The 17,409-nt window shown below is 59.0% G+C and carries 18 protein-coding genes; all 18 read left to right on the top strand.

Features of this window, described 5'->3' with window-relative positions:
* Positions 1-9 precede the first annotated feature (9 nt).
* The 18 genes from VIN96_RS15545 to VIN96_RS15460 all read left to right on the top strand — a co-directional run bounded on the left by VIN96_RS15545 (position 10) and on the right by VIN96_RS15460 (position 17,403).
* Positions 10-1,284 carry a glutamate-5-semialdehyde dehydrogenase gene (locus tag VIN96_RS15545; protein ID WP_331897435.1) on the top strand — a complete coding sequence of 425 codons (1,275 nt, stop codon included), beginning with the start codon at positions 10-12 and terminating at the stop codon, positions 1,282-1,284.
* Between the two features lie 16 nt (positions 1,285-1,300).
* Positions 1,301-1,900, top strand: coding sequence for a nicotinate-nucleotide adenylyltransferase (locus VIN96_RS15540; RefSeq protein ID WP_331897434.1), 600 nt, complete (start codon positions 1,301-1,303; stop codon positions 1,898-1,900).
* A gap of 31 nt (positions 1,901-1,931) precedes the next feature.
* Entirely contained in the window at positions 1,932-2,348 is a 417-nt protein-coding gene (rsfS, locus tag VIN96_RS15535) for a ribosome silencing factor (protein ID WP_414675629.1), read from the top strand.
* Between the two features lie 16 nt (positions 2,349-2,364).
* Entirely contained in the window at positions 2,365-2,823 is a 459-nt protein-coding gene (rlmH, locus tag VIN96_RS15530; RefSeq protein WP_331897433.1) for a 23S rRNA (pseudouridine(1915)-N(3))-methyltransferase RlmH, read from the top strand.
* A 72-nt stretch (positions 2,824-2,895) separates the two neighbouring features.
* The gene (gpmI, locus tag VIN96_RS15525) at positions 2,896-4,461 is read left to right on the top strand and encodes a 2,3-bisphosphoglycerate-independent phosphoglycerate mutase (protein WP_331897432.1); all 1,566 of its coding nucleotides are present in this window, start codon (positions 2,896-2,898) and stop codon (positions 4,459-4,461) included.
* Positions 4,451-5,737 carry a murein hydrolase activator EnvC family protein gene (locus VIN96_RS15520; RefSeq protein WP_331897431.1) on the top strand — a complete coding sequence of 429 codons (1,287 nt, stop codon included), beginning with the start codon at positions 4,451-4,453 and terminating at the stop codon, positions 5,735-5,737. Before gpmI ends, VIN96_RS15520 begins: the two co-directional genes overlap by 11 nt.
* A gap of 19 nt (positions 5,738-5,756) precedes the next feature.
* Positions 5,757-7,136 carry a S41 family peptidase gene (locus tag VIN96_RS15515; RefSeq protein WP_331897430.1) on the top strand — a complete coding sequence of 460 codons (1,380 nt, stop codon included), beginning with the start codon at positions 5,757-5,759 and terminating at the stop codon, positions 7,134-7,136.
* 69 nt (positions 7,137-7,205) lie between these two features.
* A complete protein-coding gene (locus VIN96_RS15510; RefSeq protein WP_331897428.1) occupies positions 7,206-8,951 on the top strand; it encodes a divergent polysaccharide deacetylase family protein in 1,746 nt (581 codons plus the stop codon).
* 10 nt (positions 8,952-8,961) lie between these two features.
* Complete coding sequence (locus VIN96_RS15505; RefSeq protein WP_331897427.1) at positions 8,962-9,465, top strand: RNA pyrophosphohydrolase; 504 nt, start codon at positions 8,962-8,964, stop codon at positions 9,463-9,465.
* Positions 9,462-10,439: a calcium/sodium antiporter gene (locus tag VIN96_RS15500; protein WP_331897426.1), complete on the top strand. Its 978-nt coding sequence runs from the start codon at positions 9,462-9,464 to the stop codon at positions 10,437-10,439. Before VIN96_RS15505 ends, VIN96_RS15500 begins: the two co-directional genes overlap by 4 nt.
* A gap of 21 nt (positions 10,440-10,460) precedes the next feature.
* Complete coding sequence (locus tag VIN96_RS15495) at positions 10,461-11,285, top strand: SDR family oxidoreductase (RefSeq protein WP_414675628.1); 825 nt, start codon at positions 10,461-10,463, stop codon at positions 11,283-11,285.
* 35 nt (positions 11,286-11,320) lie between these two features.
* A complete protein-coding gene (locus tag VIN96_RS15490; RefSeq protein ID WP_331897425.1) occupies positions 11,321-11,743 on the top strand; it encodes a dihydroneopterin aldolase in 423 nt (140 codons plus the stop codon).
* Between the two features lie 399 nt (positions 11,744-12,142).
* A complete protein-coding gene (gene uvrC / locus VIN96_RS15485; protein ID WP_414675638.1) occupies positions 12,143-14,113 on the top strand; it encodes an excinuclease ABC subunit UvrC in 1,971 nt (656 codons plus the stop codon).
* Between the two features lie 62 nt (positions 14,114-14,175).
* Entirely contained in the window at positions 14,176-14,772 is a 597-nt protein-coding gene (gene pgsA / locus VIN96_RS15480; RefSeq protein WP_331897422.1) for a CDP-diacylglycerol--glycerol-3-phosphate 3-phosphatidyltransferase, read from the top strand.
* A 1-nt stretch (position 14,773) separates the two neighbouring features.
* Entirely contained in the window at positions 14,774-16,033 is a 1,260-nt protein-coding gene (gene glp, locus VIN96_RS15475; protein WP_331897420.1) for a gephyrin-like molybdotransferase Glp, read from the top strand.
* Complete coding sequence (gene moaD, locus VIN96_RS15470) at positions 16,030-16,281, top strand: molybdopterin converting factor subunit 1 (RefSeq protein ID WP_331897418.1); 252 nt, start codon at positions 16,030-16,032, stop codon at positions 16,279-16,281. Before glp ends, moaD begins: the two co-directional genes overlap by 4 nt.
* 6 nt (positions 16,282-16,287) lie before the next feature.
* A complete protein-coding gene (locus tag VIN96_RS15465; protein WP_331897416.1) occupies positions 16,288-16,737 on the top strand; it encodes a molybdenum cofactor biosynthesis protein MoaE in 450 nt (149 codons plus the stop codon).
* 9 nt (positions 16,738-16,746) lie between these two features.
* On the top strand, positions 16,747-17,403 hold the full coding sequence (locus VIN96_RS15460) for an HAD family hydrolase (RefSeq protein WP_331897414.1): 657 nt from the start codon (positions 16,747-16,749) through the stop codon (positions 17,401-17,403).
* The last annotated feature ends 6 nt before the right edge of the window (positions 17,404-17,409 follow it).

Raw genomic sequence — 17,409 nt, 5'->3', positions numbered from 1 at the left:
GATAGAGCAATGGATGACATGACCCACAATATCCCCGCCTTGATGAAAGGCATCGGCGAAGCCGCCCGGGCGGCGGGTCGCGTCTTGGCGATGGCGAGCGCGGAGGCCAAAAATACCGCCCTGCGCGAGGGCGCCAAAGCCATCCGTGCGCGCAAGGCCGAAATCATGGATGCCAACGCCCAAGACGTCGCGGCGGCGAAGCAAAAGAATCTCAGCCCGGCGATGATCGACCGGTTGGTTCTGAACGACGAGCGCATCGAAGCCATGGCCGCAGGTCTGGAAGCGATTGCCGAACTGCCCGATCCCGTCGGCCGCACGCTCAGTGAATGGGACCGTCCCAACGGCTTGAAAATCCGCCGCGTTTCTGTGCCGCTGGGCGTTATCGGGGTGATTTACGAAAGCCGCCCCAACGTCACCGCCGATGCGGGTGCATTGTGTTTGAAAGCGGGCAACGCGGCGATCTTGCGCGGCGGTTCGGAGAGCTTTTTGTCGTCCGGCCTGATCCACAGTTGCTTGGTCGATGGCCTCAAGGCAGCCGGTCTGCCCGCCGAGGCGATCCAGCGCGTGCCGACCACGGACCGCGCGGCGGTGGGCGAAATGCTCACCATGGTGGGCTACATCGACGTGATCGTGCCGCGCGGCGGCAAGTCGTTGATCGAACGGGTCACGGCGGAAAGCAAGGTGCCGTTGTTCAAACACCTCGAAGGCATTTGTCATACGTACGTGGACCGCGCCGCCGACATGGACAAGGCCCGCACCATCGTGCTGAACGCCAAGATGCGCCGCACCGGCATTTGCGGCGCGACCGAAACCCTGCTGGTCGACCAAGCGGCGGGCGATGAGGTGCTCAAGGATCTGGTCGTGGACCTGCTGGATGCGGGTTGCGAAGTGCGTGGCGATGCCGCTGCCCAGGCCGCCGATGCGCGGGTCAAAGCCGCCACTGAAGAAGATTGGGATACCGAATATCTTGATGCGATCATCGCGGTCAAAACCGTCGACGGCGTCGATGACGCGATCGGTCACATCGCGGCGCACAGTTCCGGCCACACCGACGCGATCATCACCGAGGATGAAAAAGCTGCGGAAACGTTCCTCAACACAGTCGACAGCGCCATCGTGATGCTTAACGCCTCGACCCAGTTCGCCGACGGCGGCGAGTTCGGCATGGGTGCGGAAATCGGCATTTCGACGGACAAAATGCATGCCCGCGGACCCGTCGGTGTCGAACAATTGACCAGTTTCAAGTACCAGGTCGTCGGCTCCGGCCAGACCCGGCCGTCTTGAGGTCCTGGATAACGTCGTGACACAGCTCAAACGCAAAATCGGTCTTCTGGGGGGCTCGTTCAACCCCGCCCATGACGGTCATTTGCACATTTCCAAGCTGGCTTTGGAGATTTTGGGCCTGGATGAGCTGTGGTGGCTGGTGTCGCCGCAAAACCCGCTCAAGTCCGAGGCCGGAATGGCGCCGCTCGAACAGCGCGTGGCGAGCGCAAAAACTGTGGCGAAGGGCGATGCGCGCATTCGCGTCACCGATATCGAGCAGAAATTGAATACGCGTTTCACGGTGGATACCTTGGCGGCGTTGCAGGCCGAATATCCAGAAAACGCGTTTGTTTGGATTATTGGCGCGGACAATTTGCGCCAGATGCCGCGATGGAAAGGCTGGCGGGATATTTTCCGCCGCGTTCCCATTGCGGTTTTCCCACGGGCTCCTTATTCTTTGAGGGCGCAGAACGGCAGGGCGGCGCGACGTTTTTTCAGCGCCCGCATCCCTGTCGCCAAGGCGTCGCGGCTCGTGGATATGTTACCCCCCGCATGGGTGTTCTTGCGAACGCCCCTTCACGGCCAATCGGCCACCCGCATCCGCAGGCATATCGACGTGTCATCCGCACGTCATTAGCTGGATGTTAAGGGATATTAGAGAGACTGTTATGGAAACAACTTGGAGGAACCAAACCATTCCTCAATCTGAGAAAACACCGCCTGTCGGCACCAATTTGCTCGATGTGGTGGAACGCTCACTCGATGATGACAAGGCACAAGACGTCATCGTCATCAATCTCACGGGAAAAAGCGATATTGCGGATTATCTCGTGGTCGCGTCGGGCACTTCACAGCGCCACGTCGGGGCCATGGCCGAACATCTGCGTACCCAGCTGAAAAAGGCCGGTATGATCAGCGTCGCCGTCGAAGGCATGCCCCAATGCGATTGGGTGCTGGTCGATGGTGGCGATGTCGTGGTGCACTTGTTCCGTCCCGAAGTGCGTGAGTTCTACAACATCGAAAAGATGTGGGGCGCCAGCGGCCCGGATCCCAAACAGGGTCCCGCCGCCGAAGCCCTGGTCTAAGGTCCGAAGGATGTTCATGCGCACCCATCTCATCGCGGTGGGCCGTATGAAATCCGGGCCGGAGCGTGAGCTCTACGCGCATTACAGCGCTCGTCTCAACCCCGCGCCGCAACTGCGCGAGGTGGAGGAAAAGCGTAACCTGCCCCCCGCCCAATTGAAGGTCCGCGAAGGCGAACTGTTGTTGGCCGCGATTGCCGACGGCACCCATGTCGTGGCTATGGACGAACGGGGGCGCAAGCTCGGCAGTCAGGCGTTTGCGGCCTTGCTCGGCGGCTGGCGCGACGAAGGCGTCAAGGACGTGGCATTTGTGATCGGTGGCGCCGACGGACTGGACCAAGCGGTTCTTGATCGGGCCAATCTGGTCTTGTCGCTGAGCGACATGACTTGGCCGCACATGCTGGTGCGGGGCCTGCTGGCCGAACAATTGTACCGCGCCAACGCGATTTTAACCGGGCATCCCTATCATCGCGAATGAGCGCAAATGGGTTCGTATTGTTTAATTGATTGTTGATGTGAAAACGCACCTGATAAGGCATATATATAGACGATGAACAGCACCTCTGAACGCCCACGCATGAAGCCTGTTGTCCTGTGTATCCTCGACGGTTGGGGGGAACGCCAGGAATCGCTCAACAACGCGATCAAGATGGGCGAAACGCCCAATTGGGACCGTTTGGTCAAGACCTGTCCGAAATCGCAATTGAACGCGTCGGGGCTCGGCGTCGGCTTGCCCGACGGCCAGATGGGCAATTCCGAGGTCGGGCATATGACGTTGGGCTCGGGGCGGGTGGTGCTGCAAGATTTGCCGCGCATCGACAGCGCCATTCACGACGGTTCGCTCGACAACAATCCCGCCTTGATGCGGTTCATCGACAAACTCAAAGCTACCGGCGGCACCTGCCATCTGATGGGCTTGCTGTCACCGGGCGGGGTGCACAGCCACCAATGGCACATGCGCACGTTGGCGGGAATCGTCTGCGCGCACGGTATTCCCGTTCAGGTACATGCATTTTTGGACGGGCGCGACAGTCCACCCAAAAGCGCCGCCAACATGGTTTCGCGATTCGAAGTCGATATCCGTCACATGAACTGCATTTCCATCGCTACCGTCACCGGACGTTATTGGGCGATGGATCGCGACAACCGCTGGGACCGGGTGGAAAAAGCCTATCGTTGCCTGGCCGAGGGCGAGGGCGAGCGTTCCGCCAGTGCGCTGGAAACCATCAACGCCGCGTACGCCAACGGTATCACCGATGAGTTCGTCGAGCCGACCATGATCGGCGATTTCGACGGTATGCAAAATGGCGACGGCCTGTTAATGGCCAACTTCCGCGCTGATCGGGCGCGGGAAATTCTGTCGGCATTGGCTGACCCGGAATTCGACGGTTTCAAGCGTTCGCGCACCATCGAATTTGCGGCTTGCACGGGCATGGTGGAATACTCCGATGCACACAACGCCTTTTTCGAAGCGCTGTTTCCGTCGATCGAACTCAACGACATTCTCGGCGAAGTGATTTCCAAGGCGGGCATGACGCAACTGCACACCGCCGAGACGGAGAAATACGCCCACGTGACGTTCTTCTTCAACGGTGGGCGGGAAGAACCGTTCGAGGGCGAAACCCGGATTTTGGTCAAATCGCCCAACGTGCCGACCTACGATCTGCAGCCCGAAATGTCGGCACCCGAAGTCACCGACAATCTGGTTGCGGCCATCGAGGCGGGCACATACGATTTTATCGTCGTTAATTATGCCAACGGCGATATGGTCGGTCACACAGGCGTGATGGATGCTGCTATACAAGCCGTTGAGGCCGTCGACACCTGCGTCGGCCGACTGGAGGCTGCGGTCACAGCTGCGGGCGGGGTGATGTTGATCACCGCCGATCACGGCAACTGCGAAAAAATGTGCGACGGGTCCAACCCGCACACCGCGCACACCCTGTTTCCGGTCCCAGCCGTTTTGGTCAATGGACCGGATTGGGTCAAGGGCATGCGCAACGGTGGCTTGGCGGACATCGCACCGACCATCTTGCAACTGTTGGGGCTGAGCGTGCCGGGATCGATGACTGGCAGCACGCTCATCTTGGACCGGGATGAGGTTGTTGGCGCGTAAGCAAACCGGCTATTTGTGTGGCGTTCTGCTGGCGGTCGCAACGGCGCTCGCCACCGCACCCGCGCTGGCGCAAAACGTCAAGGACGCCGACAGCAAGCTGCAAAGCGTCGAAGAAAAAATCAAGCGCCAACAAGCCGAAAGCGACCGCCAAAAAGCCCGAGCTGCTGCGCTAAAGCAAGATCTCGCCAGTCTTTCCAGCAAACTGGTCGCGGCGGCGAAACGGGTGCAGGATCAAGAGGCCTCGGTCGCCGGTTTGGAACAAGAACTCAACCGTCTGGAACGGGCCGCGCGGCAAAAGGAAGTTCAACTGCGGGCACGGCAAAAGCAGTTTTCGGGCGTGACCATGGCGCTCAGCCGCATCGCCCGGTTTCCCACCGAAGCCTTGATCGCCCAGCCGATTCCGCCCGAAGACACGGTGCGCAGTGCGATCTTGCTGCGCGCCGCCGTGCCGGCGATCGAAAAACGCGCCAACACCTTGAAAACCGAACTCGACGATCTTGCCGCAGCCCGGCTGAAGGTCGACGATCAGCGTCAGATCGTGCAAGGCGCGGCTGAAGTTCTACGCGAAGAAGAACAGCGCATTGAAACCATGCGCAAGCAAAAGGCCGCGCTGCGTGCCGAGGCGATTTCCAAAAGCCGCGCCGCCCAATCCGAGGCCCGTAAACTGGCCAAGCAAGCCAAAAACCTGCGTGACCTAGTTGAAAAGCTGAATACGGCGCGCATCGAAGCCGAACGCAAGGCCCGCGCCCTGGCCGAGGCCCAAGCGGAGGCGGAGCGCAAGGCACGATCAACCCTGCATGTCGCTCCGCAGGAAACCCCCGCCGCCGCCGATCTGGCCGCACTGGGCACCATCGGTTCGATTTCCAAAGCGCGCGGCAAGTTGCCATTTCCCGCCGTGGGGCGTTTGGCGGGACTTTACGGCCAGCAATTGGATGGCGGCATGACCAGCAAAGGGCTATCGATCGAGACCCGCGCCAACGCCCACGTCATTGCGCCATTTGACGGAAAAGTCGTGTTTTCCGGTCCGTTTCGCGGCTATGGGCAACTCTTGATCATTGATCATGGCGAAGGATATCATAGCCTTCTCGCCGGGCTGGGACGCATCGGGGCGGCCATCGGCCAACTGGTTTTGGCCGGTGAACCCGTCGCGGTGATGAGCGACGGCCTGAGTGACGGTGGTCAACAGCCGGTTCTTTATGTAGAGTTTCGCCGCGACAACCAACCCATCAACCCACTACCATGGCTCGCGCAACGCAAATCGATACCTCAGGGTTAGTCAAAGGGATAATCAAGGCATGACCATTCGACCGAACATCACCACCGCCTTGGTCGGTGCGTTTCTTCTGGGCGCGACGGCCCTGTCCCTTCCCTTCGAGGTGCGTGCAGAGGAAAGCAAGGATCCGCAGGAAACATATAAGTTGTTGCAATTGTTCGGCGATGTGTTCGAACGGGTGCGCGGCGACTATGTCGAAAAGCCGTCTGACAAAAAGCTGATCGAAGCCGCCATCAATGGCATGCTGAGCTCGCTGGACCCCCATTCCAACTACATGAACGCCGACAGCTTCGAAGATATGCAGGTTCAGACCAAAGGCGAATTCGGCGGTCTGGGCATCGAAGTGACCATGGAAAACGGCGTGGTCAAGGTGGTGTCGCCGATCGACGATACCCCGGCGTTTCGCGCCGGCTTGCAGCCGGGCGATTTTATCACCCATCTCGACGGTGAACCGGTCATGGGGCTGACTCTTTCCGAAGCGGTCGATAAGATGCGCGGCCCGGTGGGCGCAGAGATCACCATCAAGGTGGTTCGCGAAGGCAAGGATCCGTTCGATGTCACGCTGACCCGCGCGGTGGTGAAAATTCGCTCCGTGCGCTCGCGTTTGGAAGGCGACATTGCCTATGTGCGCATCACGTCGTTCAACGAGCAGGCCGCAAGCGGCCTTGCCAAGGCGATGAAAAGCCTGCGCAAAGACCTGCAAAAAGACGATAAGAATAAAACCTTGAAAGGCTTTGTGCTCGATCTGCGCGCCAATCCGGGCGGACTTTTGGATCAGGCAATCGCCGTATCGGACGCCTTTTTGGAACATGGCGAGATCGTTTCCATCCGTTCCGAACAGCATCCCGATGCGGCGCAGCGCTACAACGCGCGTCCGGGCGACTTGACCGACGGCTTGCCGGTGGTGGTGCTGATCAACGGCGGTTCGGCCTCGGCGTCGGAAATCGTCGCAGGTGCGCTTCAAGATCATGGCCGCGCGATTTTGATGGGCACCAAGTCGTTCGGCAAAGGCTCGGTCCAGACTATTTCGCCGCTGGGTGAGTATGGCGCCATGAAGATGACCACGGCGCGCTATTTCACGCCGTCCGGCCGTTCCATTCAATCGGTCGGCATCACCCCCGATATCAACGTGCCGCAGTCCAAAATTGAAAGTCTGGAGCCCGACAGCCAACGTCGCGAACGCGATCTGCGTGGTGCCTTGGATAAAGAAAACGGCCAAAAACCGGATCAAAAAGAAGACAAAACTCAAAGCAAGAAAGCCGACCCGCAAGGGGATGAAAAAGCGGCGGAGAAAGATGGCGAAGCAGCCGCGACCCAGTCGGATTATCAGCTCACCCGGGCGCTGGACTTGATACGCGGCATCAATCTGTACAACGACATGACGGCGGCCCCGAAGGGCTGATAAGGGCGGGTGTGCCGCTGCCCGGCGCACCCGACGCATGGGGATACACTGCCAGGGGGCGAGGGATACGTGAAACTCCCGTTGATCAATAAGCTGTCGGCGGTGACCGGTGTTTTTGCACGTCTCAACCCCATGGGTTTGATCGCGAAGCTGAAGTCGCGCAAAAAAGGTGGCGACGACGAAGAAGACGATGATCGCGACTTCCGTCCGTCCGGCAGCGATGGTGACGATTTATTTGCCGATCTGGGTGATTTGGATGAGCTCGACGCGGAGGCCCGGGAAAAGGCCGAAGAGGACGGCGAAGGCGATTTTGACGACTTCGACAACAAAGAGCTCGATGAATTCGATGAGCACGAATTCGACCATCAAGAGGGTGACGAGCACGATCCGTTCGACGACCAAGCCCTTGACTTAGATGAAGCGGACGAAACGTCCGCGGACAGCGCTTCGGATCAGGTCATGAAGGATCTCGCCGATTTTGATATCGGCGACGGGTTCGATGACGACGACGAAGAAGACGACGAAGAAGAAGCGCAGAAAGCAAAGCTGAAGAAGCTCGGGATTTTGGCCGGTGGCGGCGTTGCGATTGCGATGGTGATCGGTGGCCTTTCCTGGTGGTTGTTGGGCGGCGATGCAGGACCGCAATCAACCGAAGACGTCGCCGCGGGAACCCATGCGCCTGTGCCTGATGGTGCCGGCGGTCTGGTTCTTAATCTGGATGATTTCGCTCCGGCGCCTGTGCCCGAAACGGCCGCGCCGGCGCTTTCTGCACCGGGAAGCACCGCACCAAACTTCGGTGCTTCGGCCCCAGAAATGCCCGCCACAACTGGCGTTGAGAGCGCGACCGCCATGCCAGTGGAAGGAATGTCCAGCGCGGGTGATGGGGCACCGCAATCAGAGTTGGGCCGACTTGGCCTGGATGTGCAGATGGAGCCCGGCGTCGGTGTTGTGATTCCGTCGACCACCAAGGCGTCCTATGAGAACTTGACGCCTTGGCCAGCGGCGGAACCATTGCAGCCCGCGCCGCTTGACACTCTTGTCGAACCGAGCGAGCACGGCCTGCTGCCGAAAATCGACGTCGAAGGCAACACACCGTACGACGCCTACGCTCGTCCGGAACCGCAAACCAAAAGCGGCGATCCGAAAATTGCCATCATCGTCACCGGTTTGGGTATGTCGCGCGCCACCACCGAAGCGGCCATCTCCATCACGCCCGCCGACGTTGCGTTGTCGATGGATGTGTACGCGCGCGGTTTGGATTTCTGGGTCAAGCGCGCGCGCACGGCGGGCCATGAGGTGCTGTTGAACATGCCTTCTGAATCCAGCGATTTCCCGTTCTCGGACCCGGGCCCCAGTGCCTTGAAAGCGTTGGCGACACCGGATGAAAACATCAAGAAACTGGAATGGATCTTAAGCCAGACCACAGGCTATTTCGGGGTGTTGAGCGTATACGGAAGTAAATTCCTGACCGTTGAGGAACAGTTGAAAACAGTCATCGAGGCGTTGAAAAAGCGCGGTTTGATGTACGTTGACGGCGGCATGGAAGACTCGTTGGGCAGCCGTGTGGCGTATCAGGTCGGCGCCAAGTGGGCCACGGTGGATCTGACCCTCGATGCCAATCCGGGACGCACCGCGCTGGATCTACAATTGCAGGAACTGGAAGCCTTGGCCAAAAAGCGCGCCATCGCCATTGCCCGCGTTTCGGCCAGCCCATTAGCGTTGGAGCGCTTGACGACGTGGCTGAAGACGCTAGATCAAAAGGGCCTGCAATTGGTGCCGGTGTCGTCCCTGGCCAACAAACAACTCATCAGATAAACAAACATTTATGACAAAAAAACGCGATCTCCCTTACCGTCTTGGTGTCGGCGCCGTTCTCTTGAACGCCGACGGCCTTGTTTTTGTCGCCAAGCGTATCGACACGCCGGGTGATGCGTGGCAACTGCCCCAAGGCGGTATTGATGCCGACGAGGACCCGCGCGAAGCGGTGATGCGTGAGTTGGACGAGGAAATTGGCACCAACAAAGCTGAAATCATTTCCGAAACCGAAGACTGGCTGACCTACGACTTACCCAAAGAGGTGCGCAAACAAGTCTGGAAAGGCCGTTATCGGGGGCAGAAACAAAAATGGTATGCAATGCGGTTTCTCGGCGATGATTCCGACATCGACTTGAACACCCACAAACACCCGGAATTTTCCGAATGGCGGTGGGTCGACATGAAACATCTGCCGGACCTGATCGTGCCGTTTAAGCGCGACCTCTATCTCGATATCGTCGATGCCTTCGTCGACCTAACGCCCGAATCGGCCGAAAAGGACCAACAGGCATGATCTATTTGCAGGTGATTTTTGGCTTTGCGTTGCTTTTGGGGGGCGCGGAATTTTTGGTCCGCGGTGCGGTGCAGGTATCGGTCAAGCTGGGACTGTCGATGCTGTTGATCGGCATGACGGTGGTGGCGTTCGGTACCTCCGCGCCGGAATTCGTCGTCAGTCTCAATGCCGCCTTGGACGGCTCTGGGGCCATTGCGCTGGGCAACGTGGTGGGTTCCAACATCGCCAACATCTTGCTGATTCTCGGCGCCACGGCGTTGCTGGCCCCGATCGTGGTGGATACCCGCGCGGTGATCCGCGACGGCCTGATGTTGACCGGCGCATCGGTGCTGTTCACGTGGCTGTGTCTGGCGGGAACCGTCAGCCAGATAGCGGGCGGGGTGATGGTCTTGGTGCTGATCGGTTATTTCCTGCGTTCCTATCTGCGCGAACGCCGCGATGGCATTGCCAGCGCCCACTTGCACGAACGCGAGGCGGAAGAATTTCAAGATGTTCAGATGCCCATGTGGTTGGCCTGGGTCAGTGTCATCGGCGGCTTGATCGCGCTGAGTTTCGGCGCAGATCAACTGGTTGCGGGGGCGAGTGAAATTGCCCGCAATTTCGGCGTGTCCGAAGAAGTCATCGGTCTGACGTTGATCGCATTTGGCACCTCATTGCCGGAATTGGCGGCGTCGGTGGTGGCGGCGCGGCGCGGGCACACGGATGTTTCCATCGGCAATGTCATCGGGTCCAACCTTTTCAACACCTTGGGCGTGGCCGGCGGGGTTTCGGCAATTATTCCCTTGGCGGTTCCCAGCCAATTGGTTCAGTTCGATCTGTGGGTGATGATGGCCGCGACCCTGGTCATTTTGGCGTATCTGGCCATGGGGGCACGCTTGGGCCGGCGCGAAGGCGTGCTGTTTCTGGGCGGGTATGGCCTGTACATCGCCGCGCAGAGCTATGGCGTAGAACGGGTTCTGTCCTGGATCGGTTGAGCGGTTGGGTGAGTTTGGCTTTTGCCTGTCAATCCGAGGCTTGCATCGGGCGCGGACTTCGCTCATTCTCCGACCATGGATAGCCAAGGACACCCCAATGTACTGATCACCGGCGCGGCGCACCGTATCGGGCGCGCCATTGCGTTCGATTTGGCCGCGCATGGCTTCGGCGTCGCGGTGCATTACCTGAATTCTCACGAAAAAGCCGATCAGTTGGTTGCTTCCATCCACGAAGTGGGGGGACGAGCGGTCGCGATCAAAGCCGATCTCGGCGATGAGGATGAGGTGCGCGCCATCATACCCGCCGCGACGAAGGTCCTCGGCCCGCTGACGGCGCTGGTCAACAATGCGTCTTTGTTTGAAAACGACACGGTGGAAAATTGCACCCGCGAAAGCTGGGATATGCATATGAATGTGAATTTGCGCGCGCCTTTCGTGTTGTCGCAAATGTTCGCCGAACAACTTCCCGACGGCCTTGAAGGGGCGATCATCAACCTTCTCGATCAGCGGGTATGGAATCTGACGCCGTTCTTCATGTCCTATACGGTGTCCAAATCTGCGTTGTGGACGTTAACCCAGACGTTGGCCTTGGCTTTGGCGCCCAAGGTTCGGGTCAATGGGGTCGGTCCCGGGCCGACCATCAAGAACGTGCGCCAATCGGAAGACGATTTTGCCCGTCAATGGTCGGAAGTCCCGCTTGGGCGGCGGGTGATGCCCGATGAAATCGCCGATGCGGTGCGTTTCATCATCAACGCGCCGTCCATGACCGGGCAGATGATCGCGCTCGATGGCGGGCAACACTTGGGCTGGGCGCAAGCATCGAACCTCAACCCACCGAATGAATGACGTTCCCTCAGACCCCCTGCAGCAAAGGCCATGCCATGAGCAACGCCCCGATCCGCCTCGTTTCCACACCCTCAGTCGCAGATGCCCGCGTCGGCATTCGTCACGTTTTCGTGCGCGATCTGGTGTTGATGAGCTCCATCGGCGTGCATGATTTCGAGCATGACGCCAAACAACGCGTGCGCCTGAATTTGGACCTCGCCGTGTTCGAAGGTGATATCGCCAGCGTGGCCGACAATATCGACAATGTGGTCTGTTACGAGCAAATCACCACCGCGGTGCGCGCGGTTTGCGACCGTGGACACACCAAACTGGTGGAAACCCTGGCCGAGGAAATTGCCACGGTCTGTCTGGTCTCCCCGCAGGTGCGTTCGGTGCGCGTTAGGGTAGAAAAATTGGATGTCTTCGAAGACGCCTCGAGCGTCGGCGTCGAAATCGAGCGCTTTAATCCCGAAGTATAGTTTTGGCTTTATTTACCCTTTGGCAAAATGCCCCTCAATAGCGCTTAAGCTCGACTTGCAATGTCGGTTTTGCACAGCCCGTTGCATTCTTGATTGAAACCATGCTGTAACTTGTCTGTAAGCTGGTTTTAAGACGATTGTCTCGTGAATCTATAAAATTTTAACAAAATCAATACATTAGGAAATTGCATAATAAATGTGCAAAGAGAAGGATGTGAGGGACTCCTTGGACGGGACCCCGGCGGAAGCTCATTGTGCACAAACTTATCCACAGCTTTGGTGGATAGTTCCAAGGTCAAGAACGAACATCGCGTTTACCGCCGTTCGGAACCCCTTTAGCAACCATCTGAAAGTATTAGAAACCTTTACGCCGAACGTCTGATGAGCGTAATTTCCAGTATGCAGACAACCTTGCCGCCCACCGATCCGTCCGTCGAAAACTCAGCTGAAAGCGACGCCGAGCAGGCCGCTCGTGGGGATAAGTCGGGCGCTGCGGTGATCGAGCGCTATCTCAAAACCCTGCCCGGCAAACCGGGGGTGTACCGCATGCTCGGCGAGGGTGGAAAGGTTTTGTACGTCGGCAAAGCGAAAAATCTGAAAAAACGGGTGGCCAGCTACACCAAGCCCGAACGCCAGTCGGTGCGGATCCGGCGCATGGTGGCGCAGACCCAGGCGATGGAATTCGTCACAACACACACCGAAGCCGAAGCGCTGCTGTTGGAAGCCAACCTGATTAAGAAGCTGGCGCCGCGCTACAACATCTTGTTGCGCGACGACAAAAGCTTTCCGGAAATCCTGGTGACCACGGCGCACGACTATCCCCGGGTCCTCAAACATCGCGGCGCACACAAGGAAAAGGGCGATTATTTCGGGCCTTTCGCCAGCGTGTGGGCGGTCAACGAAACCCTGACCGTGCTGCAACGCGCGTTTTTGCTGCGTACTTGCACCGATTCCGTGTTCGCCAACCGCACCCGGCCGTGTCTGCTGTATCAAATCAAGCGCTGCTCGGGCCCGTGCGTGGAAGGCAAGGTCGATCGGGAGGCCTATGCCCAATTGGTCAACGAAGCGCGGCAGTTTCTGCAAGGCAAGAGCCAGGACATTCAAAAGCGCCTGGCGCGTGCGATGCAGGACGCCAGCGATGCCATGGAATTTGAGCAAGCCGCCGAATACCGCGATCGCATTCGCGCGCTGACACGCATCCAGCAACACCAAGACATCAACCCCGGCACCGTTGTCGATGCCGACGTTGTGGCGTTGAGCCACAAAAACGGCCTCAATTGCGTGCAAGTGTTCTTTTTTAGAGGCGGGCGTAATTTCGGCAATCGCGCTTATTTCCCGGCCCAAGCCAAAGGCGAGGACGTGGCCGATGTGTTGGAGGCCTTCCTGGGCCAGTTCTACGCCGCCCATGTGCCGCCGCGCGAAATCCTTCTCAGCCACGATATTCCCAACGCCACCTTGATTGCGGATGCCTTGGCGGTACGTGCCGAACGCAAAGTCAAACTCAACCGTCCGACCCGCGGCGACCGCGCCGGGTTGGTCGCGCATGCCTTGGACAACGCCCGCGATGCGCTGGCGCGCCGCTCAGCCGAATTCGCCACCCAAGAAAAGATGCTCGAAGAAATGGCTGTGCTGTTTGGCCTCGATCACCCGCCCAACCGCATTGAAGTCTACGACAACTCCCACGTTTCCGGCACCAATGCGGTCGGCGCGATGATCGTCGCGGGACCGGAAGGCTTTCGTAAAAACGCCTATCGCAAGTTCAACATTCGCGGTGCATCCAATGTTCCCATAGCACAGGGGGGCGGCGCGGACGGGTATGAGCCCGGCGACGATTACGCAATGATGCGCGAGGTGCTCACACGACGCTTCAAGCGCGCCCTGAAAGACAGCGAGGAACAAGGCGGCGAGCGAGGCTCGGACTGGCCGGATCTGTTGTTGATCGACGGCGGGCGCGGTCAGCTAGGCATTGCGGTGGAAGTCTTGAGCGAACTGGATATCGAGGGGATCACCGTGGCCGGCGTCGCCAAGGGGCCGGACCGCAACGCCGGGCGCGAACGCATTTTTTTGCCCGGCCAAGCGCCTAAGCAGCTCGAAGAGCGCGACCCGGTGCTGTATTTCATCCAGCGTCTGCGCGACGAGGCGCATCGCTTCGCCATTGGCACCCATCGGGCGCGGCGCGCAAAAGCCCAGCAGCATTCCAAACTTGACGACATTCCATCGATCGGTGCGAAGCGCAAAAAGGCGCTGCTGCATCACTTTGGTTCGGCCAAGGCGGTGGAAGAAGCCGGGTTGATTGATTTGGAAGCGGTGGATGGCATTTCAAAATCAACCGCCAAACAGATTTATGACTGGTTTCATCCCGACGCATAGAGCGCTAGAATGCAATCGTTCGACCGCAATTTTTAAAATTTTGGCCCTCCAAGCAAAGAATTATGATTCTCAACGTTCCCAATGTTTTGACCGTTTCGCGTATCCTTGCCATCCCGGTGGTGCTTGGCTTCATCATGCTGGGCGGACCGTTGGGCAACTGGCTGGCGTTCGCGGCTTATACCTATGCCTGCGTCACCGATTTTTTCGACGGCTATCTGGCGCGCGCTTGGCACCAGCAATCGGCGTTCGGACGGTTCCTGGACCCCATCGCGGACAAACTTTTGGTCGCCGGGGTTCTGTTCATGTTGGTCGGGGTGGAAAGCATCAGCGCGCTGCACATCTTGCCCGCCGCAGTGATTTTATGCCGGGAAATTTTGGTTTCTGGCTTGCGCGAGTTCCTGGCCGAGGCCCAAGTGGGCATGCCGGTGAGCCTGCTGGCAAAATGGAAGACCACCATTCAAATGTTGGCCTTAGGTTTTTTGATCGTCGGCGATGTTGGGCCCGACTTCGGTTTCGCCACCACCTGGGAAATCGGCATTTATGGTTTGTGGATCGCCGCCGCGATCACCATTGTTACGGGGTACGACTATCTGCGCGCGGGGCTGCGCCACATTGCCGAAACGGACGCTGCCGGCGGGAAATCTACGCAAGGGAAGTGACATGGCGGGCTTGCAAGACGATTGCTTTAAAATTGGCGATGACTTGATGCCTTTTGACGAAGGGCTGCGGGTGCTCAAAGACCGCGCTCGCATTGTCGTTGGCACCGAAACGGTGTCGTTGCGCAATGCCTTTGGCCGGGTGCTGGCCGAAGACATCACCGCGCCGCGCGACGTTCCGCCGCACGACAATTCGGCTGTCGATGGGTACGCGGTGCGGTATGCGGATTTGCTCGACGGCACGGACACCCGCTTGCCGGTGAGCGCCCGCATCGCCGCGGGCCATCCGCTGGGACGGCCTTCTGAAGCAGGTGAGGCGGTACAGATCTTCACCGGCGCGCCGGTGCCAGAGGGCATGGACACCGTATTCATGCAAGAAGACGTGAGCCTCGATGGCGACACCGTCATTTTGCCGCCGGGCATCAAGCAAGGCGCCAACCGCCGTAAGCGGGGCGAGGACGTGTTCGCCGGCGACGTGGTGATCAAGGCAGGTAGCGTCCTGCGCGCCCAGGAAATCGGTTTGGCGGCGTCGCTGGGACTGGGCACGCTCAAGGTATACAGCCGCCTGCGGTGCGCGATTTTTTCCACCGGCGACGAGGTCGTCGATCCGGAATTCGATCAAGCGGGTGCGGGGGCCATTTTCGACGCCAACCGCTATGCGATCAGCGCGCTGCTGAAGGGGCTGGGCTGCGAAGTCACCGATCTTGGTATTTTACCGGACCGGGTCGCTGAAATTCGCTCGGCTTTACACGACGCTTATCCGGGTCACGATCTGATCATCACTTCGGGCGGGGTCAGCCTGGGCGAAGAAGATCACATCACCCATGTGGTGCAAAGCCTGGGCAGCATCGATTTTTGGCGTTTGGCCATCAAGCCGGGCCGGCCAATGGCCTTGGGCAAGATCGTCGATACCGCATTCGTCGGCCTGCCGGGAAACCCGGTTGCGGCGATGGTGACGTTCATGCGCATCGCCCGGCCGTTGATCTTGGCGCTGTCGGGACGCACAGCGATGGACCCGCACGTGTACCGCATCCCCGCTGCGTTCGCGATGAACAAAAAGGCCGGACGACGGGAATGGCTGCGCGCGAATTTACAGACGGATGTAAATGGCGTGACCTGCGTGCACAAGCACCCGTCCCAAGGCTCGGGTATTCTGACCTCGATGGTCGCCAGCGACGGATTGGTAGAACTGCCGGAAGATTTGGTGCGCGTGAACGAAGGCGATATGGTTGATTTCTTGCCGTTTGTGGAGATGACATCGTGAAGGTTTTGTATTTTGCCTGGTTGAAGGAAAAGACCGGAACGGGGCAGGAAGAGTTTGATTTGCCGGATGGCGTATCCGATGTCTCCGGCTTGATCGGGTGGCTCAAGGGCCGTGGTGACGGTTTCGCCGATGCCTTCGCCAATGAGGCGGTGGTGCGCGTGGCGGTCAATCAAGAGCACGTCGCGACCGATCATGCGCTCGTCAACGGCGACGAGGTCGCTTTCTTTCCGCCGGTAACCGGGGGCTGAGCCGAGATGATCCGCGTCCAGGAACACGACTTCGATCCGGGGCAAGAGTTGGAACGCCTCACCGCCGACAACCACACCATCGGCGGGGTGTGCTCGTTCATCGGGCTGGTGCGCGATTTTGCCGGGGACGAGAAAATTTCGGCTATGACCTTGGAACACTATCCGGGCATGACCGAAAAACAACTCGAAGCGATCGAGAAAGAAGCCCACGCGCGCTGGCCGTTGGATGGCACGCTGATCATTCACCGCTTCGGTCGGTTGGAACCAGGCGAACGGATTGTGTTTGTCGCCGCCGCCAGTGCCCACCGCGAGGCCGCGTTCGAGGCCTGCCATTTTCTGATCGACTGGTTGAAAACCAAGGCGCCGTTTTGGAAAAAAGAAAGTGCGCCGACGGGTGATCATTGGGTCGAAGCCAAGGCCAGCGACGACGACGCGACCAAGCGCTGGGATCAATAGCGTTTTAGTGTGGGGGGCTGGATCATCCGGTACGACGCGATTTTTTTCGACTTCGACGGCGTGTTGGTGGAAAGCGCCGACATCAAAACCGATGCCTTTCGCGAACTGTATGGTGAGTTTGGACCCGAGGTGGTTCAGCGTTGCGTGGCCCATCATATCCGTCATGGCGGAATATCCCGGGTGCGAAAAATCGAAATGTATCACAGGGAATATTTAGGCCAGCCCTTGAGCCAGGCAGACCTGGACGACTGGGTTGGACGTTATGCGAGCATCGTCGAAAGCAAAGTTGTTGCGGTTTGCGCCGTGCCTGGCGCGGTCGAGTTTTTGCAAGCGGTGCGGGGACAAATGAAGCTGTATGTCATTTCCGGCACCCCCGAGGACGAGTTGCGACGCATCGTCACCAAGCGGGGATGGGACGAATATTTTGACGAGGTCCATGGCTCGCCGCGCTTGAAGCCCGAGATCATCGACGACATCACGACCCGCAATGGGCTCGATCTGAAGCGGGTGTTGTTCGTCGGCGATGCGATGACGGATTATGATGCCGCCCACGACCGCAACGTTGCGTTTTTGGGCCGCGTCGCGCCGCACCACAGCAACTTGTTCCCCCCTGGCACCGAAACGGTTCCGGACCTGACAGACTTGCTGGAACGGGTCTCAGGCTGATCTTGC

The sequence above is a fragment of the Magnetovibrio sp. genome, assembly GCF_036568125.1.
Lineage (GTDB): Bacteria > Pseudomonadota > Alphaproteobacteria > Rhodospirillales > Magnetovibrionaceae > Magnetovibrio.
The sequence above is the reverse complement of the archived record's forward strand: the minus strand, read 5'-3'. Positions and strand labels throughout refer to the sequence as shown.